We start from the raw sequence: 21,529 nt of genomic DNA, 5'->3' as shown, positions 1-21,529 counted from the left end.
AATAGAAGTATTTAATGGATTATAATGCTATTACGACCAGCCTATCATCTATTATAGGTATATTTTTCCTAAACTCCTAATTGCGATTTTGTGAGGTATTTCGAGGAATTCCGTTAATATTTTATAAAGTCCGACAAAAGAGACAGGAAAGGCCTTCCCGTGACTGTTTTTAGCCGATTCCTCCGTTCTCTGGAACATTTAGATTGCCTAAATCTTTACTTCCAGTAAAATGGATATTAGAGGAAGCAACATGCCCGCTATTCATCTTTCAGTAATGAAACATGCGCAAGGGGATTGTGGAGATTTTGCCAGCAGCAAAATACCTATACTCACGCTTCGGTGTGCCGCGGACGAAAGCACCATAAAAAGCAAAAGGCCTCTGACCGAATTTGATCAGAGGCACTTTCCTGTGCGTATGGAGGTGAGAGGCAGTATTTATTCCAGCAACGGCTTCTCCGGTACCCATACGATGCCGCTGTAGGTTGAAATGTGGTACCAATTGATTCCTTCCGGAGAAATCCATTTTTCAAACGACAGGGCCTCCTGATGACTAAACGTACCCGCCCCATGGCACATTTCACCTGTTAGCGGAAAATAGTAGCTCTTGGTTTCAGGAGTCAATTGGACGACTTCTTGTGTTCCCGTAATGCCTTGAGGTCTTTCAAGCGGAGCCCGATCCAGGTTGACCACTTTCCAGCCGGATGGAGTTTGGATTCGCGCCCAACCTTCGTTGATTTTATCCGCGGTATAGGTTCCCGGCTGGAGCCAATTCTGCAAACTAAGGCTGGAATCCCCATCAATGTCAAAATAGCGCGTAGCAGTCCGCAGTGTAATCTGTTCATTCGGCAGGTTAAATTGGGTGAGCGGCCTTTGTACCCATTTGAAGGTTCCGTCCTCTTGTTGAAGCTTGAACCATGTGTAATGCTCCGTCTTGATCCTATAACTGGAGATCGCCTCCACTTGAAACATACCAGCATCCGCCTTCGTTCCCTCTCCCGCACCTTCACGAGGGTAATCATAAAGCCGTTCGTTCCCTGTCAGCTTTATGATCCTGTCGCTTGGAATCTCATACTGCTGCATATCCTCCAGAATAAAGGGATCAACAATCCACTTCTGGCCTTCTTCAGTCGTAATGCGATACCAGGTCGGCGCTTCAAGAAATGCCCTTCCCGTGCGGGCGCCACTGTATAAATACCAATACTTTGCAGTCACATGGACCTTCTGCGGTAAAAGGGTTTCCGTAGGCAGAGCATCCTTCCGGTAAATACCAACATTCGGATCATTATATAATGGCATTTTTTCTATTATGGTCATATCCCGTTCGACTTCTTGAAAGGTTCCTGCTGTAATTCGGTCATCGTCCTCGATCCATTTGTCCCCCAGCCATGTTTTTACAAGGACGTAGTCCTTGCCCCCTGCCTTCGCTATACAATCGCCGTTGTCCCCACAAGCAGTAGTCAGCGTCTGCATGCCCGCAATCGAGCCAACCACGGACTCCGGATTGTTGTAATTCTCCAAGAGCTTCGTCTCTGTGAGAACAACCAATGTATGATTAGCCATGGCATCGATTTTTGCTGCTGCTTTATTGCCAAGTACATTCAGACTGCCAAACAATACGAGCATCGCGATGATACACTTACCAGCTATTTTCATGATTTCCCCTCCGGCTGCGTGCGGTTACAATTACCACCATGATTTTGTAGACGCAATCTCTAACTGGAAAGTTTCGGAATTCTATTCATCTTCAATAAAAATCCAACAAAAAAACCGCCGAACTGAGTAATATCAGTCAACGGTTTTCTTCAAGATCCAATTCTTCAAATCAACGATACGCTTTGGGCTAGGTTCAGAATCTGCTCCGGAGATGATCAATGGAACCAGCGAATCCAACTCATGAAGAGAGCCATGGGCACCTCCGCCGACATGGGTAGGCGAGCTTTCACCAACCAGTTCATATCCGGGCTGCACCGTAACCACCACATATCTCCCTTCATGGGAATGGAGGCCCCCATACAATCTCGCAAGCACATCGGGGTATCTTCCATATTGGATCCGGTTATCCGTTACGGTTATATCCAGAACCTCATGATCTCCCGACAAGGTCCACGTTTGCCCAAACTCATCCGAGTACTGTCCGCCAGGAGCAAACGAGAGCGTTTTTTCACTATTCCCCTGCATCACCCGGACAAACTCTTTGTCGTTCATGGCGAGGATATCGAATCTTTCTTCTTGTTTTAATTGCGCCATAACCTCCGTTAACTCTACCTTGTCATCAAGGGCATACACATAAGCCATCCGTTCATTCGCGGCAATCACAATTTGGTCCTCAGCACCTACAGGCTGGTTTAATGGGGCGATGCGATACTTCAGAAGCGGCCTTACATCAATAACTGATTCCTGACGATCATCATAAACATAACTTTGTCCGCTATCACCCATAACAACCCATATAACATCCTTGAGCGCTTGCTCCCAGGTTCCGTAAGCACTGAATATACTCTTTAACGCTTTATCCGCATTTTCTATGCCGCGCAGCTCAATCAGGGCCTTTTCGATGAACGAAATTATCATTGGACGGAAAATACAGCAGGGTAAATGGCGGAAGCTGTTTCTGCTTGATCAGATAAACCATCTCTTGCGCCGAGAAATCATCATTCATTCCGAACTTTTTCCAAGGACGGGTATTGGGATTATGAGCAGGATCCTGCTGCGCCAGTGTCGCATAGGATAACCATTTGGGCCCGGTGACTTTGGTTTGCTCCGGTAACCCGCTGCTTTTGGCTATCCATTGCGGAAGGCGCAAGGTATGTTCCGTGTTTCCTCTGAAAATAACCCCGTTAATCGATGCAGATTCCTTCCCCTTATCGGCTAATTCTTCATGAATGGTTTTCGTTTGTTTATTCAAATGAACCTGGTTCAACTGATAAATCGCATCGATGAATACCTGAGGCTGGTCAATCTTCAACGCTTCCTTCGCGCCATTCCCATAAAAAATCATCCGCTTCTCGTTACTATCAAACCAAACAAGACCCGGCACATGATGTTTGTCCGCATATACCCCAGTCAATAAGGTACTGTCGATTGTCACGGACATGGTGGGGAAGGAGCTGATCATCTTCGGCTCATACTTCCCATTCTGGATCAAATAGTGCAATGCAGGAGCGTTGCCTTCTTGGATCGATTTACGTAAGGGCTTGTCCATTAACGAATCAATGACCAGCAGCACGATGGGTTTGCCCGTTTGATGGGCAGGTTCAGACTGGATGCTCAGTTGGTTTATTTGTTTGCCGGAATCGGCCTTGCATCCGGTCAGCAGCACACATACACCCATCATGGCGGTCAGGGCCATTTTACATTTTACTAACACCGGAAACCCCATCCTTCAAAAGGATTATTTTCCAGGTTAGTTTTACTTGGTATGGGTGAAATTATGCGGGTTTATTACCGCCTTCAAGCGGATGTACGAAGAACGGTATCCCCAAGGAATAAGGGACGCCGTTTTAGGCCTGCAAAATCTTGGTCAGTACTTTTACTCAACATCAAACTCTGATACCATTTTCTTATACATCCTGCCGTCGTCTGCACCATGGAGTGGCTGCCATACTTGTGCGAAGAATGGTTCACGTTTTGCACGTTCTTTGTAATTCCAGCTTTCTCGTTCACAGGTCGGGCAAAAATGCCCCCCTTCCAGTACTAGCTTTGGACTGGCGGCAAAAGTATGACCAAATGCACATTTGAAGTCAAGTTTGCTTTTCCAATCACCCGTTACCATAACTGTTGACAGGCACTCTCCACCACGGAATTTCGCGGCACCCTTTAAATCCTCAAGATTTAAATCATAATCCGGTTTGTCTTCATCGTAACCGTGATCGAGTTTGACTACAGTTTTCCATTCGGAAAATTTCTTCATTATGGATAGCTTTGCTGGAATGGCTTTATAATTCGCCTCACTTCCCCAATAAGCCTCTATTTTCTCCATATCCTGATTCTCAGTGAAATGCAACGTTCCGCGCTCTTTGACTGCTTGCTTTTTAAGTGTTTTCTTAATCATCGCTCCCATGAGCTTTTGTCCACCAGGAAATTTCGTAATGACCTTGGCCACGGGGACTAGCATACCCAAGTTTTCCAGATAACTATTGTAGAAATATTCCATCGAATCCCGTCGAAACTGGAAATATTGCTCCAGCTTATCCGAGTCTGTATAGTATTGTCCATGGAAGTTCCGTGTTGCATACCACGTAGGATCAATTACATAATCAAGATTTTTAATCCCGAGCTTACCATACAACTCCTGGTACATCTCAAGTGTGCTGACACGGCAGCTTTCTCCCCCGCCAATGTTGTAGATATGCTGCCAAAATTCATTATTCAATGTCCCATCAATATCACGGATGCATAGATTGCGCATTAATCGTCCAGAATCCCGGTCAGATACATACTCGAGCACATTTTCCAAGCAATTATGGAACATGATTGGATCCTGAATTCTGCTCATAGAAGGTCCCATGATTCCAGTTTGCCGCAGGCTTACCCAGTAGGTTAATCCTGATTCAATCACCAGACGCTCAGCTGCAATTTTTGAAACGGCATAATAGTCATAGACACTTGGCTTAATGGGGTCTCCTACCCTCCCCCAATGGATAGGCGGCATACGATCACCCGTTTCCGCTATTGTCCCGACAAATACCAGACGGGTTAAATCCTCACGCCCACTTTCCTTTATAGCTTCCACAATGTTCTTAACGGAGCCATAATTGACTTGCATGGCCTTTTGCGGCATTTCATCTGCAGCGGGGGAAACGAAGGCTGCTATATGAAGGATAATATCTGATTGTTTAACGCATTCTTGAACCAATTTTCGGTCAAGCAAATCACCATAAACAACAGTAATACCCGCCCGTCCTTCATATTCCCGGAGTTTCCTTCGGCTGTTTGCATGATCCAGATCCAAGAGAAGCAACTCGCAATTAGCTAAATCATTTCTCATCAACTTCACCGTTTCACTGCCCATATTACCAGCAGCTCCCGTTATCATGACACATTTTTTCTTCTTTGTATTAATCATTGTCATCTCCACCTAAATTATCAGTTTGTTGACAAATCGATTCGTCTACCTTTAGACTACTGACACAGTGTCTATTTAGCAACCAACAGTTGATTGTTAAACTGCTTCAATATAGACAAATGAAGCCAAAGTGTCGATTGTTCTAAAATGAATATTTGGTGGGGGAGAATGAACATTGAATCAAAGGGAAAAATTAACGAAACTACTATTAAAGCAGAGTCTCATTCGTTTGCTCAATGAAAAAAATATTAGCCAAATTAGTGTGAAGGAATTATGTACTGCTGCTGGAATTAATCGATCTACTTTCTATTTACACTATGCGAATGCTTATGAACTCCTCGATAATGTGGAGCGAGAAATTATGGATAACACTCGTGAATACTTGGGGAAAATTGAATTGGGTGACAATATTACGTATATAACGGCTTTTTTGGATTACATTAAAAAGAATCATGATTTATTTGCCTTAATGTTATTCAAATCTCATGACCAACCATCATTCGCACAACGTTTGACTAATGAAGTGCTTATGAGTATTGACCGTTACGTCCATATCACTGTCCCTGAATCCATGAAACGCTATACATATGCCTATTTAGTCAATGGGAGCTTAGCAATTATACAAGAATGGATTCGAGATGAATTCACGATGTCAAGCAAAGTGCTAGCCCAACTTATCTTCACATTAGCAAATCATTGTTTGATTCCATTTGAATCCAAATAACTAAACCAAAGTTTCGAAAACGGAAACAACCCATTAGACTATTAGACGATGAGAGCCTATTTAGCTCCCATCGTCTTTTTCATCTTCACGGGCAATTTCCTTTCGGCCTCAACAACGCCGGAGAGTATTCCGTGCTTTCTTGGAGCCGAGGGGAGTCGGTACCTAGTAAGTACGGAATAATATTGTTAAGTCTTAATTGTATGTAATGAAAAAATAGCCGGTCGTAGCCGGCTGTTTTACTGTCTATAACCTAAAACTTTATTAAACTATCCTGCCCGTTAGCTCAATGAAGCGGCGCAGTCTAATACTTTATTTTCTTTGAACACCGGGCTCATCCGCCTTGGAGGCACAGGCCGTACTTTGACCAAATCGCCCATTCCCCGGCAGGAATCGACCGGGGGCGGGGCGAATTTGAACTACAGAGAATTTTTTGGGGGTAACTATGGAAAATGTACCGAATATAAATCAACCTAAGTCTATCGAAGACCTTTTCAATAACGGTATATCTAAAATGAATACTTTATTTCAATCTACAAGCTATAAAGAATATGAACATCATGAAAAAGAGTTACATGATACCTTAATGCCAATTTTAAATATCTTAGATGATGAAAGCTATCTTAGTTATCGTATATTTTCATTTATCAGTGAGCCTGCTCAAGATGCTAGCAAACAATTAAGCATAGATCAGAAAAGGCTTTCTTATTTCATTACTAAACTGAAATTTCATGATACTCATAAAACTTATCTGGAAGTAATGAGAACGAACTTTGAGAATTCTAAAAGTTACCGTTCTATCTACAATTTATGGTTCAATCGACTTGATAACATCAGTAAAGAACTAAATAAGGTTGACTTAAATTGGCGCTCATCATGGGATGCAATAAAAAGCATACTTCACGCGGGGTTAACCCCTTCAGAGGTATCAGTTGATGATTACTATGCCTATGTAGAGTTATTGTCACAGATTCGAAAGTTAAGCACTTCTTCTTTAGCACAAATCAAGTTGAAAGATAGTGTTTCCATGTTCAATAAACGGCAAGCATTAATTACTAAGAAACTAATCGAACAGGATATAATTCAAGCGGAGAAGGATGTGGATTCTGCTGAGAAAAGATATCGGGAATCCTCAATCATGGGACTGTTTGGAGACAAAGATTATCATAAATGGTGGCAAGAAGAGAAATCCCATCTGAGATGCTTGCAATCAGCTTTTCATGAACTAAATCAAAAAACACACGGAGTGCCAGAGAGTGACATTTTACAACCTGACGCTTCTGCTACAGTGATTCAGGGTTCTGGAAGCATAGAAGAACGTTTGCAATCGATAATAGGACTAGATCAAGTTAAACAATTCGTCCATTCGCTTTATGCTCAAGTTCTTATACAAAATGAACGGAAAAAGCTAGGACTTCCAACGATGAGTGGACAAACTTTACATATGATTTTCAAAGGCAATCCTGGGACAGGCAAAACAACGATTGCACGAATAATAGGAAGTATGTTCTATGAACTCGGTGTTATTAAGTCTCCAAAAGTCGTTGAAACTGATCGGTCTGGGCTTGTCGCCCAATATGTAGGGCAAACAGCAGTTTTGACAAGAGAGACTGTTGAACGGGCTTTAGATGGAATTCTCTTTATAGACGAAGCATACTCGTTGGCAAGCGATGTTGGTGGTTCCAATGGCTTTGGTCAAGAAGCTATTGATACATTAGTCAAATGTATGGAAGATTATCGAAATCGCCTTGTAGTAATCTTAGCTGGGTATAGTCGTGAGATGAACTCTTTCCTGAACACAAATCCGGGGCTTGCTTCCCGTTTTCCTAATATTGTAGAGTTCGAGGACTATACATTAGAAGAGCTTGTCGAGATAGCAGTTCGACTTTACAAGGAACAAGCTTATCAGTTAGAGCCTGACACTGTGGCTAAACTCCAGAGAATATTGGACTTCGATAGAAAACAACCGAACTTCGGGAACGCTCGTCATGTACGAAATATATTCGAGAAAAGTCTTCGTCAACAAGCTATTCGAATTCAAAAGAGTAATAACTTCTCAAAGGAAGCTCTGACCACGATCAAAGCAGATGATATTTGATGAAATGCAGCAGTATATTTTCTAAGTTGCAGGAAGACATAATGAAAGGTGCTGAAAAAAAGGGAGAAGGAGCTTATACCATTAAAGCAGTCAGTCGCGAAAATAAGCCGGAAACCGGAACATTTTCCGCACTTTCTTGGAGCCGAGGGACACGTATACATAGTTTCTATCTTCACCGGTTTTATTCTTGAAGTGGCGTAAGTGTAATGATTTTTTTCCAGTGTTCAGATCGGCTGACAGAGAAAGGCTGTTTCCCCTCCCCCGGCATGTAAAGAGAGTGGCTGTACCACGGAGATCCCGACCGTTACGCTGTAGGATGTCGAATACCACCACATGTACCGGATTCGACGCCGCGGCTGTCTGGATTCTCGACGCTTTCGCCATCAAGAATCTTTCCATGACCGATTAGGGAGCAGAGGGACATCGGTATCCAGAAAGTACGGAGCGGAATCCGCGTTCCGCCGTGCTCACTCTGCGGTTCTTTCGCCGTTGCGTGAAATGAAAAGGGCTGAACTCACTTGCTTCAAAGCCAACCCATTACTCCTCTTCGTTTGCATAGCTGTCTTTAAATTCATCCTTCAGCATGCCAAAGTGAATTTCATCATGGTATTTGCCATTGGAGTAGACCATACGGCGAAGCTGTCCCTCCCGCTGAAATCCTAAGCTCTCATGCAATCGAATGGATCTTTCATTGAAGCTATCTACGTGAGGTGTCGCCTTCTGGTACCCCAATACTCTCTGGTGATCGCGATGCCATACTTAAACGTACCATGATGACGGTCACATGAAGCCATTGCTTCACCTGCTCCAGCGCCTGTGGAAACCGAATCATATCCACACTGCGGCAAATTTCTTCATCCTGGCCCCAGCCATGAAAAACTTCCGCATCCCTTTCCTCCACGGCTCGCAAGCACAGTCTGGGCGTTTGCCAGTATGACTTCATCCTTTATCCGCCCATTTATTTGCATACCGCTTGTTAAGCTCAGAAGATCATTTCCTTGAAATGTGAACGGCCGAACTTATTTCTCTTGATCTTTGAAATCAAAATGCTCATGATGTATCGCATCCATTCCAATCAGTTCAACGCTCTTCTTATGGTGTCCAAGCTCCATGAATCTGTTTTCCCTGTATACAGCCTAATATAACGACAAGGTCACGAATCTACTGATGGCATCGACGTAGGATCATTCTCCTAATAAATGATTGCCTCTACTGACTCATTCGTCTTCAACCCCAAGGTAATAGAAAGGAAGGCATCCGAGCTTTAGCCTAACACCATTACAAAATGCATATGAAAAGGGGTGAACTGCTGATTACCTCAATTCAAAGAGGTACGATAGACTTCCAGCCCATTTGTATATATAAAGTGATCCTACGCCTTCTATTACATTTTAAATCCCCCATTGCTTTAACGTTATTGAATAAACCTGATTGAAGTTTGTCACCTGTAACAAGGCAATATTCTTTGTCACCTGGATTCGTTTTTGTTTCATCGAATTTTAATCGCATCAGTTCCGTTAAATACTCCGTAAACAACTTTCTTGGAGTCGAGGAGAGTATCTCAATCGACGAGGACAACCTTAGCGGTAGATTGAGATGCCGTGCTCCCTGCGCTTACGCTCCGGTCCGCGCGGACTGAACCCCTGTCCGAAGATAACGCCACACAGGCTTCTACGGGTGTAGTCACAGTTTTGATGTTACCCGAGCGACGCCCCGTTACCGGCTTCGCGTTGGGTTAGCCTGATTGTCTTCTTCCGCTAGCCCCAGGCGGAGACTAGACGGCGTATCCCATTAAAGTTGGGTCCCTATCCCGCCACATGGGCGATGGAGAGTAGAAGCCAGGTGACCTTTATTAGGCGGCTAGAGCCAGCATTGATTGTTGATATAGGCTTTCCGCGTTGATGAAGCAGACGCAACCATCCCCCATCCTCCAGCCGAGCCTACTAACTGCTCGTGTAACTGACCCTTGTCACCCTATTTATTCAGAATAAATTAACCCTATTATTACCTTTATTTTCGTAGAATTTTTTTATGTATTTTACGAGAGCAGGTCTCTCTTCTTCCCCCCCGTAACTAAGCCTCCCTACAGCCCTGACCATTTCCCATTTACTAAGCACTGATAGGTCAAGCTGGTTATAGTGTTGATAGGTCCGAAAATAAATATTTGCAAATGCGTTTCGCCCCAATTTTAAAGCGAGTTTAAATAAAAATGAGGTATTTGGGGGAAATTGACCATTTTTTAGTATCAATAATGTATGAGCAACATCAGATGCAGCATCACCCCTACTAACACCGCCCCAATCCAGAAATACAGGACTATCGCCGTTGATAATAACATTTGACGGGTTATAATCACCATGACAAATACAATTTCCATCAGGTAATTCAGACAGTAACTTCAAGGTATATTGAATAATTTCATCGTCCAGACAATGAACTGCAGTTATACTCCTCTCTAAACCTTCCTTTAACAAAGGAATCTCAACCGGAGCTACAAACTTATGTATGTCTGAATGGTACTGACCAAACATCTTTGACACTCTTAACATTATATAAGGTCTTTTTTCAACTGTTGATAAAATACTATTTCCAGTTATTCGCTCCATAACGAATCCGGGTCTACTTGAGATATTTACATATTCATGAACCTTAGGAACAAGCAAACCACTCCGATACATTGTTTTTAATATCTCCATTTCACGTAGAGCCACTTTTTCATCATTTGCATTTCGAAATAACTTCAATACTTTGTTATCTTCTATGGCATATACTTCTGCATCTTGTCCTTCTCCAATTTTACTGAAGCTATTCATATCCTCCACTTTTACCCCTCCTGAGTAACTCGTAGATAGATTACTTCTAGCAATATTTGTTTCACATTATCATTAAAAGTTCATAGCAATTATACCACTTTCAGGAAGATCTTCATCAAGATCAACATATTTCCATCGCAGCCCTATGATTTCTTCTCTTCTCAAGCCCAAATACCCGGCGAGATGAACCGGCAGCTCCAGCTTTGTATCCTTGACAGCATCAAGCAGTCTATTCAGCTAATCTCTGGTATAGGATTGACCAACAAAACGTTCTTTCTTAGGCTGTGTGAGCGCGTCACATACGTTCCTGTGGACGAACTGCTGCTTCAGGCCGTAATCCAATACCTTGCGAATACAAGCGTGATGCTTATGTGCAGTGTTCGGCTTGAGTCCCTTGTCATCCATGAGATACTTGGAGTATTGTTGAATAAATGCCGGCTGGAGCTTCTGTAGCTCGATGGCACCGAGATAGGGAATCACATGATCATAAATGATGTTTTCATTGGAGCACTTGGTTGTCTCTTCACAGTTGTATATTTCATGTAGTTGTCCATCCAGTGTTCCAAAAACTCGGCAAAGGTCAATTTTGATGTCTGGACGAGCAGATTACGCTGCTGGTTATACTCGAATTCATTCAGCAGCTTCTTGGCTTCCGCTCCGGACGAGGCAGTAGTATATTGATCCAGGAGCGGGTTATGGAGCCGAGGGGAGTATCTCAATCTTGATTTAAGTTGCTGACGAAGCCTAATCTGCGAGGACAACCTTAGCGGTAGATTGAGATGCCGTGCTCCCTGCGCTTACGCTCCGGTCCGCGCGGGCTGAACCCCTGTCCTCTTCGGAAGTGGGGCTGCCTCCCCTTTCACAGCAAAAGGCCTCTAACCTGAACTGGTTAGAGGCACTTTGCTTATTTCGTATGGAGCCGAGGGGCATCGGTACCCAGAAAGTACGGAATATTTAAGACTCATTGATCACCAAGCTGCTTGGGCCGTCTGTGGTAGGTTTCAATACGTCGAACCTTGTTCAGTTGTGCTACAGACGAGAGATTTGCTTATACGTACTTATAAAGAATGCCGGATCACAATTCATTCGGTATGGATAAACCCCTTGTTTCGTATGCAGGTAGAAGATACCTTCACCTTCACCCAGTTGCCTAAACGACACGTCATACACTTCCTTCAAGGGAAAGGTCCGGGAATAGGCGGCGATTTCTGTTCGGTGCAAATAGAGATGACGGGTATGCACCACCGTTTCCTGCCCCTGTTCCGTTATGTGTCTTTCAGTTTCAAGATAGGGCAAAACAGCAAGGTATTTCAGGGCGACCCCCTCCTTGTCAAATTCGAGATGCTTTACCCGATCATGATTTTCTCCTCCGGATACCGGAACTTTTGCTTGGTCACTCTTATGAGCCAAGGCAAGGACAAGGGTTAGCGGCCCTAAGCGGCCAATGTACATAACCAGGGTAATAATTAATTTCCCCATTACAGACAGCTCGGGAGTCAGCGACATGGAAAGTCCGACTGTTCCGAAGGCGGATACTGCTTCAAAAAGCAGTGCAAGAAAGTCTCTGTGCAGTTCACGCTCGGTTATAGTCAGCAGGAATGTAGCGGTTATCACCACAATCACAGATGGCCAGAGACCGCAGGATGATGCCTTAGGGGATTCTACGCCCCATCAGCTCTGTATCTCGTTGGCCTTTGACGATAGCAGCTATGGTAAGAGCCAACACCATAAACGTGCTGGTTTTGATTCCCCCGCCTGTGGAACCCGGAGAGGCCCCAATAAACATCAGGATGATCATGAAAAATTGGGAAGCGGGCAGCATCCGCGCAATGTCAATGGTATTGAACCCCGCCGTCCGGGTGACGACTCCCTGGAAGTAAGAAGCCCATAATCTCTCTGACCAGCTTAAGGGCCCGAAGGTAGTAGTGTTAAACAGTTCGATCAGGAAAATACCGAGGAATCCCAGCAAACAAAGCACTCCGGAGGTTACTAACACCAGCTTGGAATGTAGGGCAAGCCGCTTCCGGCTGCGTTTTCGAAACACATCGAGAATGACTGTAAAACCGATTCCCCCGGTAATAAATAAAACGGTAATCACCACATTCACTAATGGATCGCCAACGTAACAGCTTAAATTATCCGGCCACAATCCGAACCCCGCATTATTAAAAGCAGATATGGAATGAAAGATTCCATAATACATGGCATTTTTTATCCCCAGATGAAAAGCCCAACGAAGTGTCAGAAAGAGGGCACCCAGAATTTCCACAATGAAGGCAATCAGAAAAATACTAAAGGAAAGCCTGACTACCCCTTGAGTAGCCAGCGAATTGGCCGATTCCTGAATAAGCAGCCGTTCCTTAAGCCCGATCTTCTTTCCCATCACCACTGCAATCATCACACCGAAGGTCATAAAACCCAAACCGCCGATTTGAATGAGTATCATCAAGACCACTTGTCCAAATATGGAGAAGTCGGAGCCGGTGTCCACTACTGCCAATCCTGTAACACAAACGGCGGAGGTGGAGGTGAACAAGGCATCCAGCCAGGAAATGCTGTCCCCTTTTGATGAAACCGGCAAGGCCAGCAAGATGGAGCCGATTAAGATGAGAGCGGCAAAACCTGTCAGAATAATTCTGGAGGAACTGAGTGTAAAGGTTTTAATGGAATACTTTTTTAGTAAACATGGTATGGACTCCTGGGCAATTGATTTCGAAATTGTGTCCGTTTCCCAATTATACCGATCATCTGAGTTTAAAGAAAGAGCCGCGGCTTGTGGGCAATTTCTTTAGGACTGCCATAAGATTCATGAGTAACCACTTTCCCCGTATGGGGCCAAACTCTGTTTGCTTGATACTTGGGGGCATTGGGTATGGTTAGGAAAGGGCTCGGAGAATCTTTATCCTGGACTCCTGGTGTTTCTAGCTCAGCTGAAAACCTGTAAACCGGAATAGCCAACAACGGTCCCGCTCAGACGTTGTTGGCTTTTTGATTTCATCCTTATGGAATAGTTCCCATCGCCTTTACGAAGAATAACCCTAATCGCTGGAAATGAACAACCCGAAAATCAAGGGGCGCTCCTATGCTCAAGAAAAGAATCTTGATGATTACAATAATCCTGACCTCTATACTGTTGAGCGGCTGTTGGGACCGGATGGAATTGAACGAATTATCTATTACATCTGCATCTTCCATGGATATCAATAAAGAAGGAAAATGGGTGATTTCCTTTCAGGTCGTAGTTCCCTCCGCTATTCCCGCAGCCGCAGGAACTGTCGGCCGGTCAAATGGCCACGTACCTATCGAAGTGTATTCCACAGAAGGAGTCACGATTAAGGATGCTGTTTCCAAAAGCTATCTGGAGGCTTCCCGAAAGCTTTATTTCGGGCATAACCGGGTGCTGATCATTGGGGAAGACGCGGCCAAAGCGGGAATCAATCAAATGATCGATCTTTACCTCCGCAATTCAGACTCCCGGGAAACGGTAAATGTTCTGATTGCTTCCGGAGACGGAAGATCCATACTGGAGCAGCTTCTCAGCGTGCAGCCCATCCCAGGCATCGGGATGGAACGAATTCTGGAGAAGCAGCAGCAATATTTATCCAAAATTCCATACGTCAGAATGTATGATTTAATTAAACACCAACTCAGTCCCTCTCACAGCGTACTCGTCCCGGAAATTACGATTTCCGGAGGGAAAGAAGTCACCAACCTCGACCAGTTGCATCAAACTACTGTTCCCTCCAAGTTAAGATTAAAACGGGCTGCCATAATCAAACATAATAAACTTGTTGGATGGATGAGTGAAAATGAAGCACTGGGCGTTTCCTTCTTAAGGGATAAGGTCAACTATTCCAGTATTTCTTTTGCCTGCAATCCGGAGAAGAGCGCAGCCAAGGACTCGAATTATATGGTATCCCATTCCAAGACCACCATTTCCATTAAACAAACGGAAGGTAAATATGAGGTGACAGCCTCTATCAAAATTAAAGGGTGGTTGGATGAAACAGGGTGTTCCGAAAATTTATTAGATCCGGAGATTATTGATAACATGGAGAAAAGTCTGGCAAAAGAAGTGGAGTCCCTCTGCAGCAAAGCCTGGACTGCCATTTTGAAGTCAGACGCAGATGTCGCGGGAATCTCCGACGTGATATATAGAAAATTCCCAACACAATGGAAGCAGATGGAGGATGATAACATCAACGTCCTGCCAAAAATTAATTTGAAGGTAAAAGCAAAAGTCCATATGAAAAAGGTTGGTTTAAGTAATAAAGGTTATAACAAGTTGCTTAAAAAGGATCAATAGGATGAATACGGATATCGGTTTGAACGCTTCGCATCTGACATAGCTGGCACGGATCCATTTACTGGTTGTGTAAATCAAAAAAAGACACATATCTCTGTTATTAGAGAATGTGTCTTTCTTGGTCCTGTCCGATATTTTCGGACAGGGAAGTGGAGCCGAGGGGAGTATCTCAATCTTGATTTAAGTTGCTGACGAAGCCTAATCTGCGAGGACAACCTTAGCGGTAGATTGAGATGCCGTGCTCCCTGCGCTTACGCTCCGGTCCGCGCGGGCTGAACCCCTGTCCGAAGGCAACGCCACATAGGCTTCTACGGGTGTAGTCACAGTTTTGATGTCACCCGAGCGACGCCCCGTAAACAATTTTCACGAAAAATATCGTATTTTAAAAACAACAACAAATGAACTCATTCATTCGAATCTGCTGGTCTTTGTAATATAGCATCAGCAATTAGCCCAAACTGACTTACATTATCCTCCACGCGAAGCGAATATTGCTCTATTAGTTGGTTTGCCTCTTCAGGCGACATAGCTGCCAGTACTTCTATGATTAGACGAATCGTCTGTCCCCTTTTTCTTGATGTAGATTCTTTAAGGCCCAATTCTGCAGTAAGCCTTTTAAGTTCTCTTGGCTCGTTAAGTACCTGCCGATTTATAAGCTTCATCTGAAAATCATGCAATGTAGTATAGTGTTGGGGATCAGATTCTTTGAGAAGATCAAACTTACTTTCTTTTGGTGTATTCCCCCTTCCCCTTTTCGAAGGAGTATTGTTAAGTTGAGCAATCAATTGGAGTACCTTACTTAAGTGCTCGTTTTGGGGTTCATCTTGGAGTATATTCAATACATCAATCATATCTCTTTCGGAATATCTAACCTTAATCTTCAGCAAATCTAATAAAAGTTCTTGCTTTGAGCTCATACTTTAGAATCCCACCCTTTTCAGGAATTCGTCCCCAAATGCTTTAAATTCATTTATAACTTGTGAACGAGCATAATCTGTTAGAAAGATAGGCTGTTTTGTTCGTGCGCCCTTTGGATATGAGTTGGAATGTCTAACTTCATTCTCAAATACGTGCCATCCTTGCTTTGATGCATATTGACGAACGTCCTCACGATGAATGTTGTGTTCTCCGAAAGTTAAAGTGGGGTCAGCATCGTTAAAAACAATACCCGCGATATCTATCTCTTGATCTCCAAATGATTGTTTGAAGAGTTCTAACGAGCGCACAAGCAACGGTAGACCAATAGATGCAAGGAACTCTGGCTTTACTGGAATAACTACGAATCTGCTGGCCCTATAAACAGCAGTAGTCAAAATGGATTCAGTAGGTGCACAATCTATTAGTATCAAGTTGTAATCCTTTTGTACTCCCGCTAAGAAACGTGCCAGTAAATGGTCCTTGTTGGTTGGATTTTTTAAAGTCCATGATAATTCTAAACGGGAAGGCACTAAATCTATGTGTCCTCCATTATTAAATTTTTTTACTGGGTATATTACTGTACGTGGATCCAATATTGACGGAGACATTGTCCCCCCAAAACCTGATGGGGTAAACTGCTCAAAAATATGAAAGACAGTCGGTCGGTTTTCATCGTGGTATTTTTTATAAGCTTCTGCTCCCATTAAATATTGACTTGCATTAGCTTGAGGATCTAGATCAACAACAAGTACCTTTAGCTTCCTTCGATATGCGGCATACCAAGCTAAATTAAAGGTTAGTGTTGTCTTACCAACGCCACCCTTCATGTTAATCAGAGAGACACAAGTTGCCATTTCAAATCTCCTCCTTATTATTATAACCTATAAACAATCTATATAGTACAGACTAGACTGGCGGTTTCTGCCGCTGGACTAGTTATAAAGCCTTATGAAATTTCCATAGACAAGTGGTTTAATACTTTAAGTCCAACTTCCAACTTTTACTGTCTCCAGTCCTCCACAAGGCCAGTCCAATCAAGTTTGCGTTCCTCACATCCTACCCACACGTCCCAATACTGGGGATCAGAGGATTCGGGTCTGTTCTCAGCAGGCAATTCCTTCATTTTTACAAGAACGGGAATCGGAGAAGCCCATCCCATTAGAATTGCCTCTCCAGCAGGTAAGCTCGGAAGTTCACACAGTAGTCCCCCAAGATTGTCAGGTACAAGTTTACCTACAAGCTCTTGGTCCCTGTCATTAACAATGCGGTGCAAAAGAAAGGTATTGCATTGAGATAAGACAGTTGGAGATAATTCAGAAGGCCGTTGAGAGGAGAGTACAAGCCCTAAACCAAATTTGCGTCCTTCTCTGGCTATCTTCTCAAATATCTTTCTACACTCAATGCTCGCGGCTGATGACTGATCATCTGCAATATCCCTCTTAATAAAGGTATGCGCCTCTTCAAGCACAAGCACTGTCGGCAACTCCTTGCCAGCATTAAGCTTTTTATACCTCTGCACTGCTTCGAATACTATTCTCGAAATAACCGCAGCAATGACATGAAGTAAATCTGAGGGTACTAACGACAAATCGATAACTGCTACTGGCCCATTCTGAGCTTGATCTTTACCAACATAAGTTTCTAGCCATTCTTCAAAAGTAGGGTCAGTTGGTGGTGTAACTACTTGGTTAAACCTTCGATCACTAAGCATAGTCCTAATTCTCATTATTAAGTATTGAATATTGGTTGCAGTGCCCCCTCCCGCTTCCGCTGCAACCGCCTCTAAATAATTTGGAAAATCTCCAATGCTAAACGGAACAGGGGAATCTGCATCAACCCCACTAACTAGTACTGTGGCTTCTGCTTGAACTGATTCCAGGAAGTTGGAGATAAGTGAATGAATTTGTAACAGCACTGGTTCACTAAAATCACTAAAGTACTCTTTCTTTTTATAGACTCCTATGATTTCTTTGCATTTTTCCTTCAAGGCGTTTAGTCCCATTTCCCAAATGCTTGATACGCCTAACATGCTTACCTCTTGAAAGTAATGTTCGCTCTCATTAAGGATGTTCTCGAGCATTTGACCACAATTCTGCCGCGCAGGGAAGCCTGAATATCCAAGCGGTCCTTGTCCAATAACCGTACCTAGTTGCAAGTACCTTCCCTTAAAGACTCTTATCAGCTTTCTCTCTAATGGATCACTAATTGATAAACCCTCACGAATTCCTTTTAAAGCTTGTGAAAGAATAGGTCTCTGTACTTGAGAGGAGGCTCTTGAAAAGGCACCCCACTCATGGCTGTTCCATAACCAAGCTGGTACCTTCAATTGTTCAGCAACAATGTCAGGCTGTAATTTAAATACACGGGCACCCATATCAGAAAACGTTTTGAGTACTCACCATTCGGGTCAAGGATAATAAAACGGGCATTAGCGCTAACAGTAGCTGGGGAGCCAATACTCCCAGATACTATTCCTTTTTCCATTAGCTCTTTCTTACTCTTGTTAGCTGCTTCTAAAGACCAGCGTACAATCCCAGCGACAGAACAAGACTTACCGCTACCAGTGTTCCCTAGTATAGCCAGATGCCTACCAAATATTTTGTCAGGATCAATACTTACAGGGACATTCTCTGCTAAAGGAGCCTTTCCGATGATAACACGTTTGTTAGTCCCACTCGCCTCAACTATTGATCTAAGCTGCTTTACTGTGGGAATACACACCTTATCCCCCACAGAAGGGAATATGGATATGCCGCGGCGAAGTTCATAGGATTCAATACTTTCATTTGTTCTACAAAGTGTTCCAAAGGGCACTATACATAACTTTCTCGTTGGGAACGGTAAGTCAATGAGTCCAAAATCCTTTAAACCCGTTCTTTTAGGATACATGGAACGCTCTATTCCTATCCATGAAATCAATCCAACTACGGCTCCTTGCTCATTCGGAATAAGTATGTATCCATTGATCCTTGGACAACCTCTTGGTATTCCAGCATTCATAGCAGTAGTTTGTGGGGCATCTGCATCCAAAATAACTTTAAATTCTCGAGGCGAAACAGATTCAACGGTCCCAACTACTAATGAGGACAATCCTTCTATTGGAGTTGTCATAGGGTTGATTCCCTTTCGTCTGCTTTGTTATCAGTATGGCTTGTGGCTTGTTGAGACACCGCCCTTTTAGCAAGCAACTCAGATTTCCTCATAGTAATAGTATCAATAGCAGATTTGGGTAAATAATGTTTGACTAAATTACTGATGTCCCCAAAATGGTTACCAATCAGTAATGATATTTGGGCATCCCGCCCAACTTTTTCAACAAACTTAGGAATTCTGCCTCCAGCAGTGTCGAATGAAATGATAACTAGGTGAGTAGACGGAATGGTCAGCATATCAGCTATAACGCGGTTAATGTGGTCATCTCCAAATCCATAACCGTATGTAATGATTGCAGAATTAGGACGACACAGTGCAGCGGAAAAATCTCGGAATAACTCAGCATAAGGATACTGAAGAGTTTCCACGTCTTTAGCTGGGTTTGGGTATATCATGACTTTTTTGATAGGATCATCAACGTCATAAAAGTATTTAGGGGGCGCTCCGAAGGGAACTGGCCATTTTTGTAGCACCTTGTCAGCATAGTGCCAATCCAAAGAACCGTGTAATTTTGTCAATTTAACAACTCCCTCCAGATATCGGGGCTCCCCTCTTATTCCTGGAGGATTATAATGCATATCTATATCGATTCGGGATGATCGGAAAATTGGAGTAAGTGTCCCTACAAATCGGTCAACAACTCGTAGGCCAATGAGGTCACATGCATATTCAATTAACCTGTCATAATTTGTTGTAAAAATATTCAAGCGCTCTCTTGTTGCTGTCCTGCTTGCAAAGCTCATCAGAAATGAAATAAGAATACTTTGAGCAAGTTGACCATCAGTCGAACCTTCTGTAATTTTCTCGTTTATTCCCTGCTCTGTCTCTAGTAAGCTACTGATAAAGTCTGTGAATATTCTTTTTAGTGCTTCCTCCCAATTTGGGAGTTCAGTATCCTGAATGATTTTTAACCCCTCTATTAAGGCAAGTGCTGTCCGAATTTGATCTTCAATATTTGCCGTACCACGCCCGCAAGCTTTAGCAGAACTCTCTGCATAAGCATTTAGCTCAGCCTCGTATTTACAACCAAACGACTGAACTCTCCCCATTCCAGTTGCACTCGATTTGGTGAGGTAACCAATAGACGATGTAAATCCACTTCCCAATAGCAGAGCAAGATGCTCGCTTTGAAATAGAGCAGACAACCATGGTTCGATTTGGGATCGTGCTTCTTTAATATCCTCTTCCGATAAGCTTCCTTCAAACCCCTTGCATTCTGAGCCCACACGATACATATTTGATGCCCAATCTGTGGCCATATAAATGTGTCCTCCAATTGTTTATCAGTAAGTTTTTCTCGAATACAATAAGATAAGGGATTGGTACCACATTTCGACTAATCACAACTATTCTCCTGCTTTTTGGAAAATGAAAAAGCAATTAGGTAATATGACCTATTTTCAAATATTTCTGATTTTTTAAACATGCAACATGCCATTTGTGCCAATACAAAATGCCCTCCAAAAACAAAAAGCGCCACGTAGGCGCTTCAAATTATTTTCGAGACGTATGATATGTAAAAGCGCCATCAATCTTCATTAATTTGTCTTGAGTGAAGGACGCACAGGGTTATAACTCTAAATGGAGATCAAAGAGCTAAATGCAGGTTAAAGTCGAGGGCAATCCTTCTAACTATGTTTCTCCCACTGACCAGTTCTTATTCTTCTATGAATTTCCCTTTTTATTTTTGAAATGTAATCTTGGAGACCTTCACTAATATCACCTGCTCCCTTTTGGACTTAAGGTAATGCATAAAATCCTCCTTTATGTATAACTAAGCATGTTTATAATTACCTTATAATTGGTGGTTGTCTTTTAGACTTTGCTTACGTTCCATGAAAGTTTTGAACTTCTCTGTTAATAGATAGATGTAATCGCAAATAGCTTTGGTAAAATCAAGCAAATCCTGTGCATCTTCCTTAGAGATAACCTCGTCATTAGCATGAGCACCTATGTTTCTGTGTAAGCGAAGTGCTTCAGCCCATTGATAAATCTTACTGTCGATTATTTGCTTCTCCAATAGTTCCTTTAATCCAGCAGCTATATTGCTGCTCTTTGTTTGATTATCTTTGCAGATTGCCTCGATGGCTCTTCCACACATTACAGCACAAGCTATATAAGCTTTACCCTTGTAACATTTCTCTGCTTCCTCAATGGAAGTCGATACAATGTTAGGCAATCCTGTTGTAGAATACTTTTGAGGTGAGGGCCAAAGGCGTTTAGCAATAGTCCAATCCATTACATCAAGATATAGGTGGACCAAATCCTGACCCGCCACAATGGGTTCACCGCATCGAGGACATTCTAATAAGTGAGTCGTGTGATGAGGAATTTGTTCGTCTTGACGAGTAACCGTCCCTCTTTCGTGGGCGTCAATTGTAACATCACAGAATGGACAATCTATTAACATTGTGATCACTCCTACCTAGAAGATCTTTTTCAGTATTTCCCCTTC

The 21,529-nt window shown here is 43.1% G+C and carries 18 protein-coding genes; 4 read left to right on the top strand and 14 right to left on the bottom strand.

Annotated elements, in window-relative coordinates; translation table 11 throughout:
* Nucleotides 1-435: 435 nt before the first annotated feature.
* From ACI1P1_RS12465 to ACI1P1_RS12450, 4 genes are all read right to left on the bottom strand, one after another.
* A complete protein-coding gene (locus ACI1P1_RS12465; protein WP_416216716.1) occupies nucleotides 436-1,653 on the bottom strand; it encodes a hypothetical protein in 1,218 nt (405 codons plus the stop codon).
* Nucleotides 1,654-1,785: 132 nt separating this feature from the next.
* Nucleotides 1,786-2,571, bottom strand: coding sequence for a hypothetical protein (locus ACI1P1_RS12460; protein ID WP_416216715.1), 786 nt, complete (start codon nucleotides 2,569-2,571; stop codon nucleotides 1,786-1,788).
* Complete coding sequence (locus ACI1P1_RS12455; RefSeq protein ID WP_416216714.1) at nucleotides 2,537-3,349, bottom strand: alkaline phosphatase family protein; 813 nt, start codon at nucleotides 3,347-3,349, stop codon at nucleotides 2,537-2,539. The genes ACI1P1_RS12460 and ACI1P1_RS12455 overlap by 35 nt, the downstream gene beginning before the upstream one ends.
* 180 nt (nucleotides 3,350-3,529) lie before the next feature.
* Nucleotides 3,530-5,065, bottom strand: a complete 1,536-nt coding sequence (locus ACI1P1_RS12450) for an NAD-dependent epimerase/dehydratase family protein (protein ID WP_416216713.1) — start codon at nucleotides 5,063-5,065, stop codon at nucleotides 3,530-3,532.
* Between the two features lie 175 nt (nucleotides 5,066-5,240).
* Here ACI1P1_RS12450 and ACI1P1_RS12445 point away from each other — a divergent pair, with 175 nt between their 5' ends.
* On the top strand, nucleotides 5,241-5,789 hold the full coding sequence (locus ACI1P1_RS12445) for a TetR/AcrR family transcriptional regulator (RefSeq protein ID WP_416216712.1): 549 nt from the start codon (nucleotides 5,241-5,243) through the stop codon (nucleotides 5,787-5,789).
* A gap of 442 nt (nucleotides 5,790-6,231) precedes the next feature.
* Complete coding sequence (locus ACI1P1_RS12440; RefSeq protein ID WP_416216711.1) at nucleotides 6,232-7,884, top strand: AAA family ATPase; 1,653 nt, start codon at nucleotides 6,232-6,234, stop codon at nucleotides 7,882-7,884.
* Nucleotides 7,885-9,866: 1,982 nt separating this feature from the next.
* On the opposite strand, the gene ACI1P1_RS12435 is transcribed toward ACI1P1_RS12440, so the two are convergent.
* The 4 genes from ACI1P1_RS12435 to ACI1P1_RS12420 form a co-directional block, all read right to left on the bottom strand.
* Entirely contained in the window at nucleotides 9,867-10,697 is an 831-nt protein-coding gene (locus tag ACI1P1_RS12435) for an aminoglycoside phosphotransferase family protein (RefSeq protein ID WP_416216850.1), read from the bottom strand.
* 237 nt (nucleotides 10,698-10,934) lie between these two features.
* Nucleotides 10,935-11,177, bottom strand: coding sequence for a phage integrase SAM-like domain-containing protein (locus ACI1P1_RS12430; protein WP_416216710.1), 243 nt, complete (start codon nucleotides 11,175-11,177; stop codon nucleotides 10,935-10,937).
* 549 nt (nucleotides 11,178-11,726) lie between these two features.
* Complete coding sequence (locus ACI1P1_RS12425; protein WP_416216709.1) at nucleotides 11,727-12,320, bottom strand: potassium transporter TrkG; 594 nt, start codon at nucleotides 12,318-12,320, stop codon at nucleotides 11,727-11,729.
* A 28-nt stretch (nucleotides 12,321-12,348) separates the two neighbouring features.
* Nucleotides 12,349-13,278: a TrkH family potassium uptake protein gene (locus ACI1P1_RS12420; protein ID WP_416216708.1), complete on the bottom strand. Its 930-nt coding sequence runs from the start codon at nucleotides 13,276-13,278 to the stop codon at nucleotides 12,349-12,351.
* Between ACI1P1_RS12420 and ACI1P1_RS12415 the strand changes: the two genes are divergently transcribed.
* A complete protein-coding gene (locus ACI1P1_RS12415) occupies nucleotides 13,181-13,489 on the top strand; it encodes a hypothetical protein (RefSeq protein ID WP_416216859.1) in 309 nt (102 codons plus the stop codon). The two genes, ACI1P1_RS12420 and ACI1P1_RS12415, sit on opposite strands and share 98 nt — an antisense overlap.
* A 290-nt stretch (nucleotides 13,490-13,779) precedes the next feature.
* The gene (locus ACI1P1_RS12410) at nucleotides 13,780-15,003 is read left to right on the top strand and encodes a Ger(x)C family spore germination protein (protein WP_416216707.1); all 1,224 of its coding nucleotides are present in this window, start codon (nucleotides 13,780-13,782) and stop codon (nucleotides 15,001-15,003) included.
* A 404-nt stretch (nucleotides 15,004-15,407) separates the two neighbouring features.
* Here ACI1P1_RS12410 and ACI1P1_RS12405 read toward each other — a convergent pair whose 3' ends face one another.
* The 6 genes from ACI1P1_RS12405 to ACI1P1_RS12380 form a co-directional block, all read right to left on the bottom strand.
* On the bottom strand, nucleotides 15,408-15,920 hold the full coding sequence (locus tag ACI1P1_RS12405) for a hypothetical protein (protein WP_416216706.1): 513 nt from the start codon (nucleotides 15,918-15,920) through the stop codon (nucleotides 15,408-15,410).
* 3 nt (nucleotides 15,921-15,923) lie between these two features.
* Nucleotides 15,924-16,775 (bottom strand): ParA family protein, encoded by an 852-nt coding sequence (locus tag ACI1P1_RS12400; protein WP_416216705.1) that lies wholly within the window; start codon nucleotides 16,773-16,775, stop codon nucleotides 15,924-15,926.
* Nucleotides 16,776-16,921: 146 nt separating this feature from the next.
* A complete protein-coding gene (locus ACI1P1_RS12395; protein ID WP_416216704.1) occupies nucleotides 16,922-18,295 on the bottom strand; it encodes an ATP-binding protein in 1,374 nt (457 codons plus the stop codon).
* Entirely contained in the window at nucleotides 18,244-19,032 is a 789-nt protein-coding gene (locus ACI1P1_RS12390) for a helicase HerA domain-containing protein (RefSeq protein WP_416216703.1), read from the bottom strand. The genes ACI1P1_RS12395 and ACI1P1_RS12390 overlap by 52 nt, the downstream gene beginning before the upstream one ends.
* On the bottom strand, nucleotides 19,029-20,333 hold the full coding sequence (locus ACI1P1_RS12385; RefSeq protein ID WP_416216702.1) for an SIR2 family protein: 1,305 nt from the start codon (nucleotides 20,331-20,333) through the stop codon (nucleotides 19,029-19,031). Before ACI1P1_RS12385 ends, ACI1P1_RS12390 begins: the two co-directional genes overlap by 4 nt.
* 536 nt (nucleotides 20,334-20,869) lie before the next feature.
* On the bottom strand, nucleotides 20,870-21,484 hold the full coding sequence (locus ACI1P1_RS12380; RefSeq protein ID WP_416216701.1) for a DUF4145 domain-containing protein: 615 nt from the start codon (nucleotides 21,482-21,484) through the stop codon (nucleotides 20,870-20,872).
* Between the last annotated feature and the right edge of the window lie 45 nt (nucleotides 21,485-21,529).

This window comes from Paenibacillus mesotrionivorans, assembly GCF_046098205.1.
In the GTDB taxonomy this organism is placed as follows: domain Bacteria; phylum Bacillota; class Bacilli; order Paenibacillales; family NBRC-103111; genus Paenibacillus_AR; species Paenibacillus_AR mesotrionivorans.
The sequence above is the reverse complement of the archived record's forward strand: the minus strand, read 5'-3'. Positions and strand labels throughout refer to the sequence as shown.

What these genes read in the sequence shown, in the direction of transcription:
- ACI1P1_RS12440 (WP_416216711.1), top strand. Translation starts at nt 6,232, where the DNA reads ATGGAAAATGTACCGAATATAAATCAACCTAAGTCTATCGAAGACCTT.
- ACI1P1_RS12465 (WP_416216716.1), bottom strand. Translation starts at nt 1,653, where the DNA reads ATGAAAATAGCTGGTAAGTGTATCATCGCGATGCTCGTATTGTTTGGC.
- ACI1P1_RS12380 (WP_416216701.1), bottom strand. Translation starts at nt 21,484, where the DNA reads ATGTTAATAGATTGTCCATTCTGTGATGTTACAATTGACGCCCACGAA.
- ACI1P1_RS12400 (WP_416216705.1), bottom strand. Translation starts at nt 16,775, where the DNA reads ATGGCAACTTGTGTCTCTCTGATTAACATGAAGGGTGGCGTTGGTAAG.
- ACI1P1_RS12390 (WP_416216703.1), bottom strand. Translation starts at nt 19,032, where the DNA reads ATGACAACTCCAATAGAAGGATTGTCCTCATTAGTAGTTGGGACCGTT.
- ACI1P1_RS12410 (WP_416216707.1), top strand. Translation starts at nt 13,780, where the DNA reads ATGCTCAAGAAAAGAATCTTGATGATTACAATAATCCTGACCTCTATA.
- ACI1P1_RS12450 (WP_416216713.1), bottom strand. Translation starts at nt 5,065, where the DNA reads ATGATTAATACAAAGAAGAAAAAATGTGTCATGATAACGGGAGCTGCT.
- ACI1P1_RS12455 (WP_416216714.1), bottom strand. Translation starts at nt 3,349, where the DNA reads ATGGCCCTGACCGCCATGATGGGTGTATGTGTGCTGCTGACCGGATGC.
- ACI1P1_RS12460 (WP_416216715.1), bottom strand. Translation starts at nt 2,571, where the DNA reads ATGATAATTTCGTTCATCGAAAAGGCCCTGATTGAGCTGCGCGGCATA.
- ACI1P1_RS12435 (WP_416216850.1), bottom strand. Translation starts at nt 10,697, where the DNA reads ATGAATAGCTTCAGTAAAATTGGAGAAGGACAAGATGCAGAAGTATAT.
- ACI1P1_RS12395 (WP_416216704.1), bottom strand. Translation starts at nt 18,295, where the DNA reads ATGGGTGCCCGTGTATTTAAATTACAGCCTGACATTGTTGCTGAACAA.
- ACI1P1_RS12385 (WP_416216702.1), bottom strand. Translation starts at nt 20,333, where the DNA reads ATGGCCACAGATTGGGCATCAAATATGTATCGTGTGGGCTCAGAATGC.
- ACI1P1_RS12405 (WP_416216706.1), bottom strand. Translation starts at nt 15,920, where the DNA reads ATGAGCTCAAAGCAAGAACTTTTATTAGATTTGCTGAAGATTAAGGTT.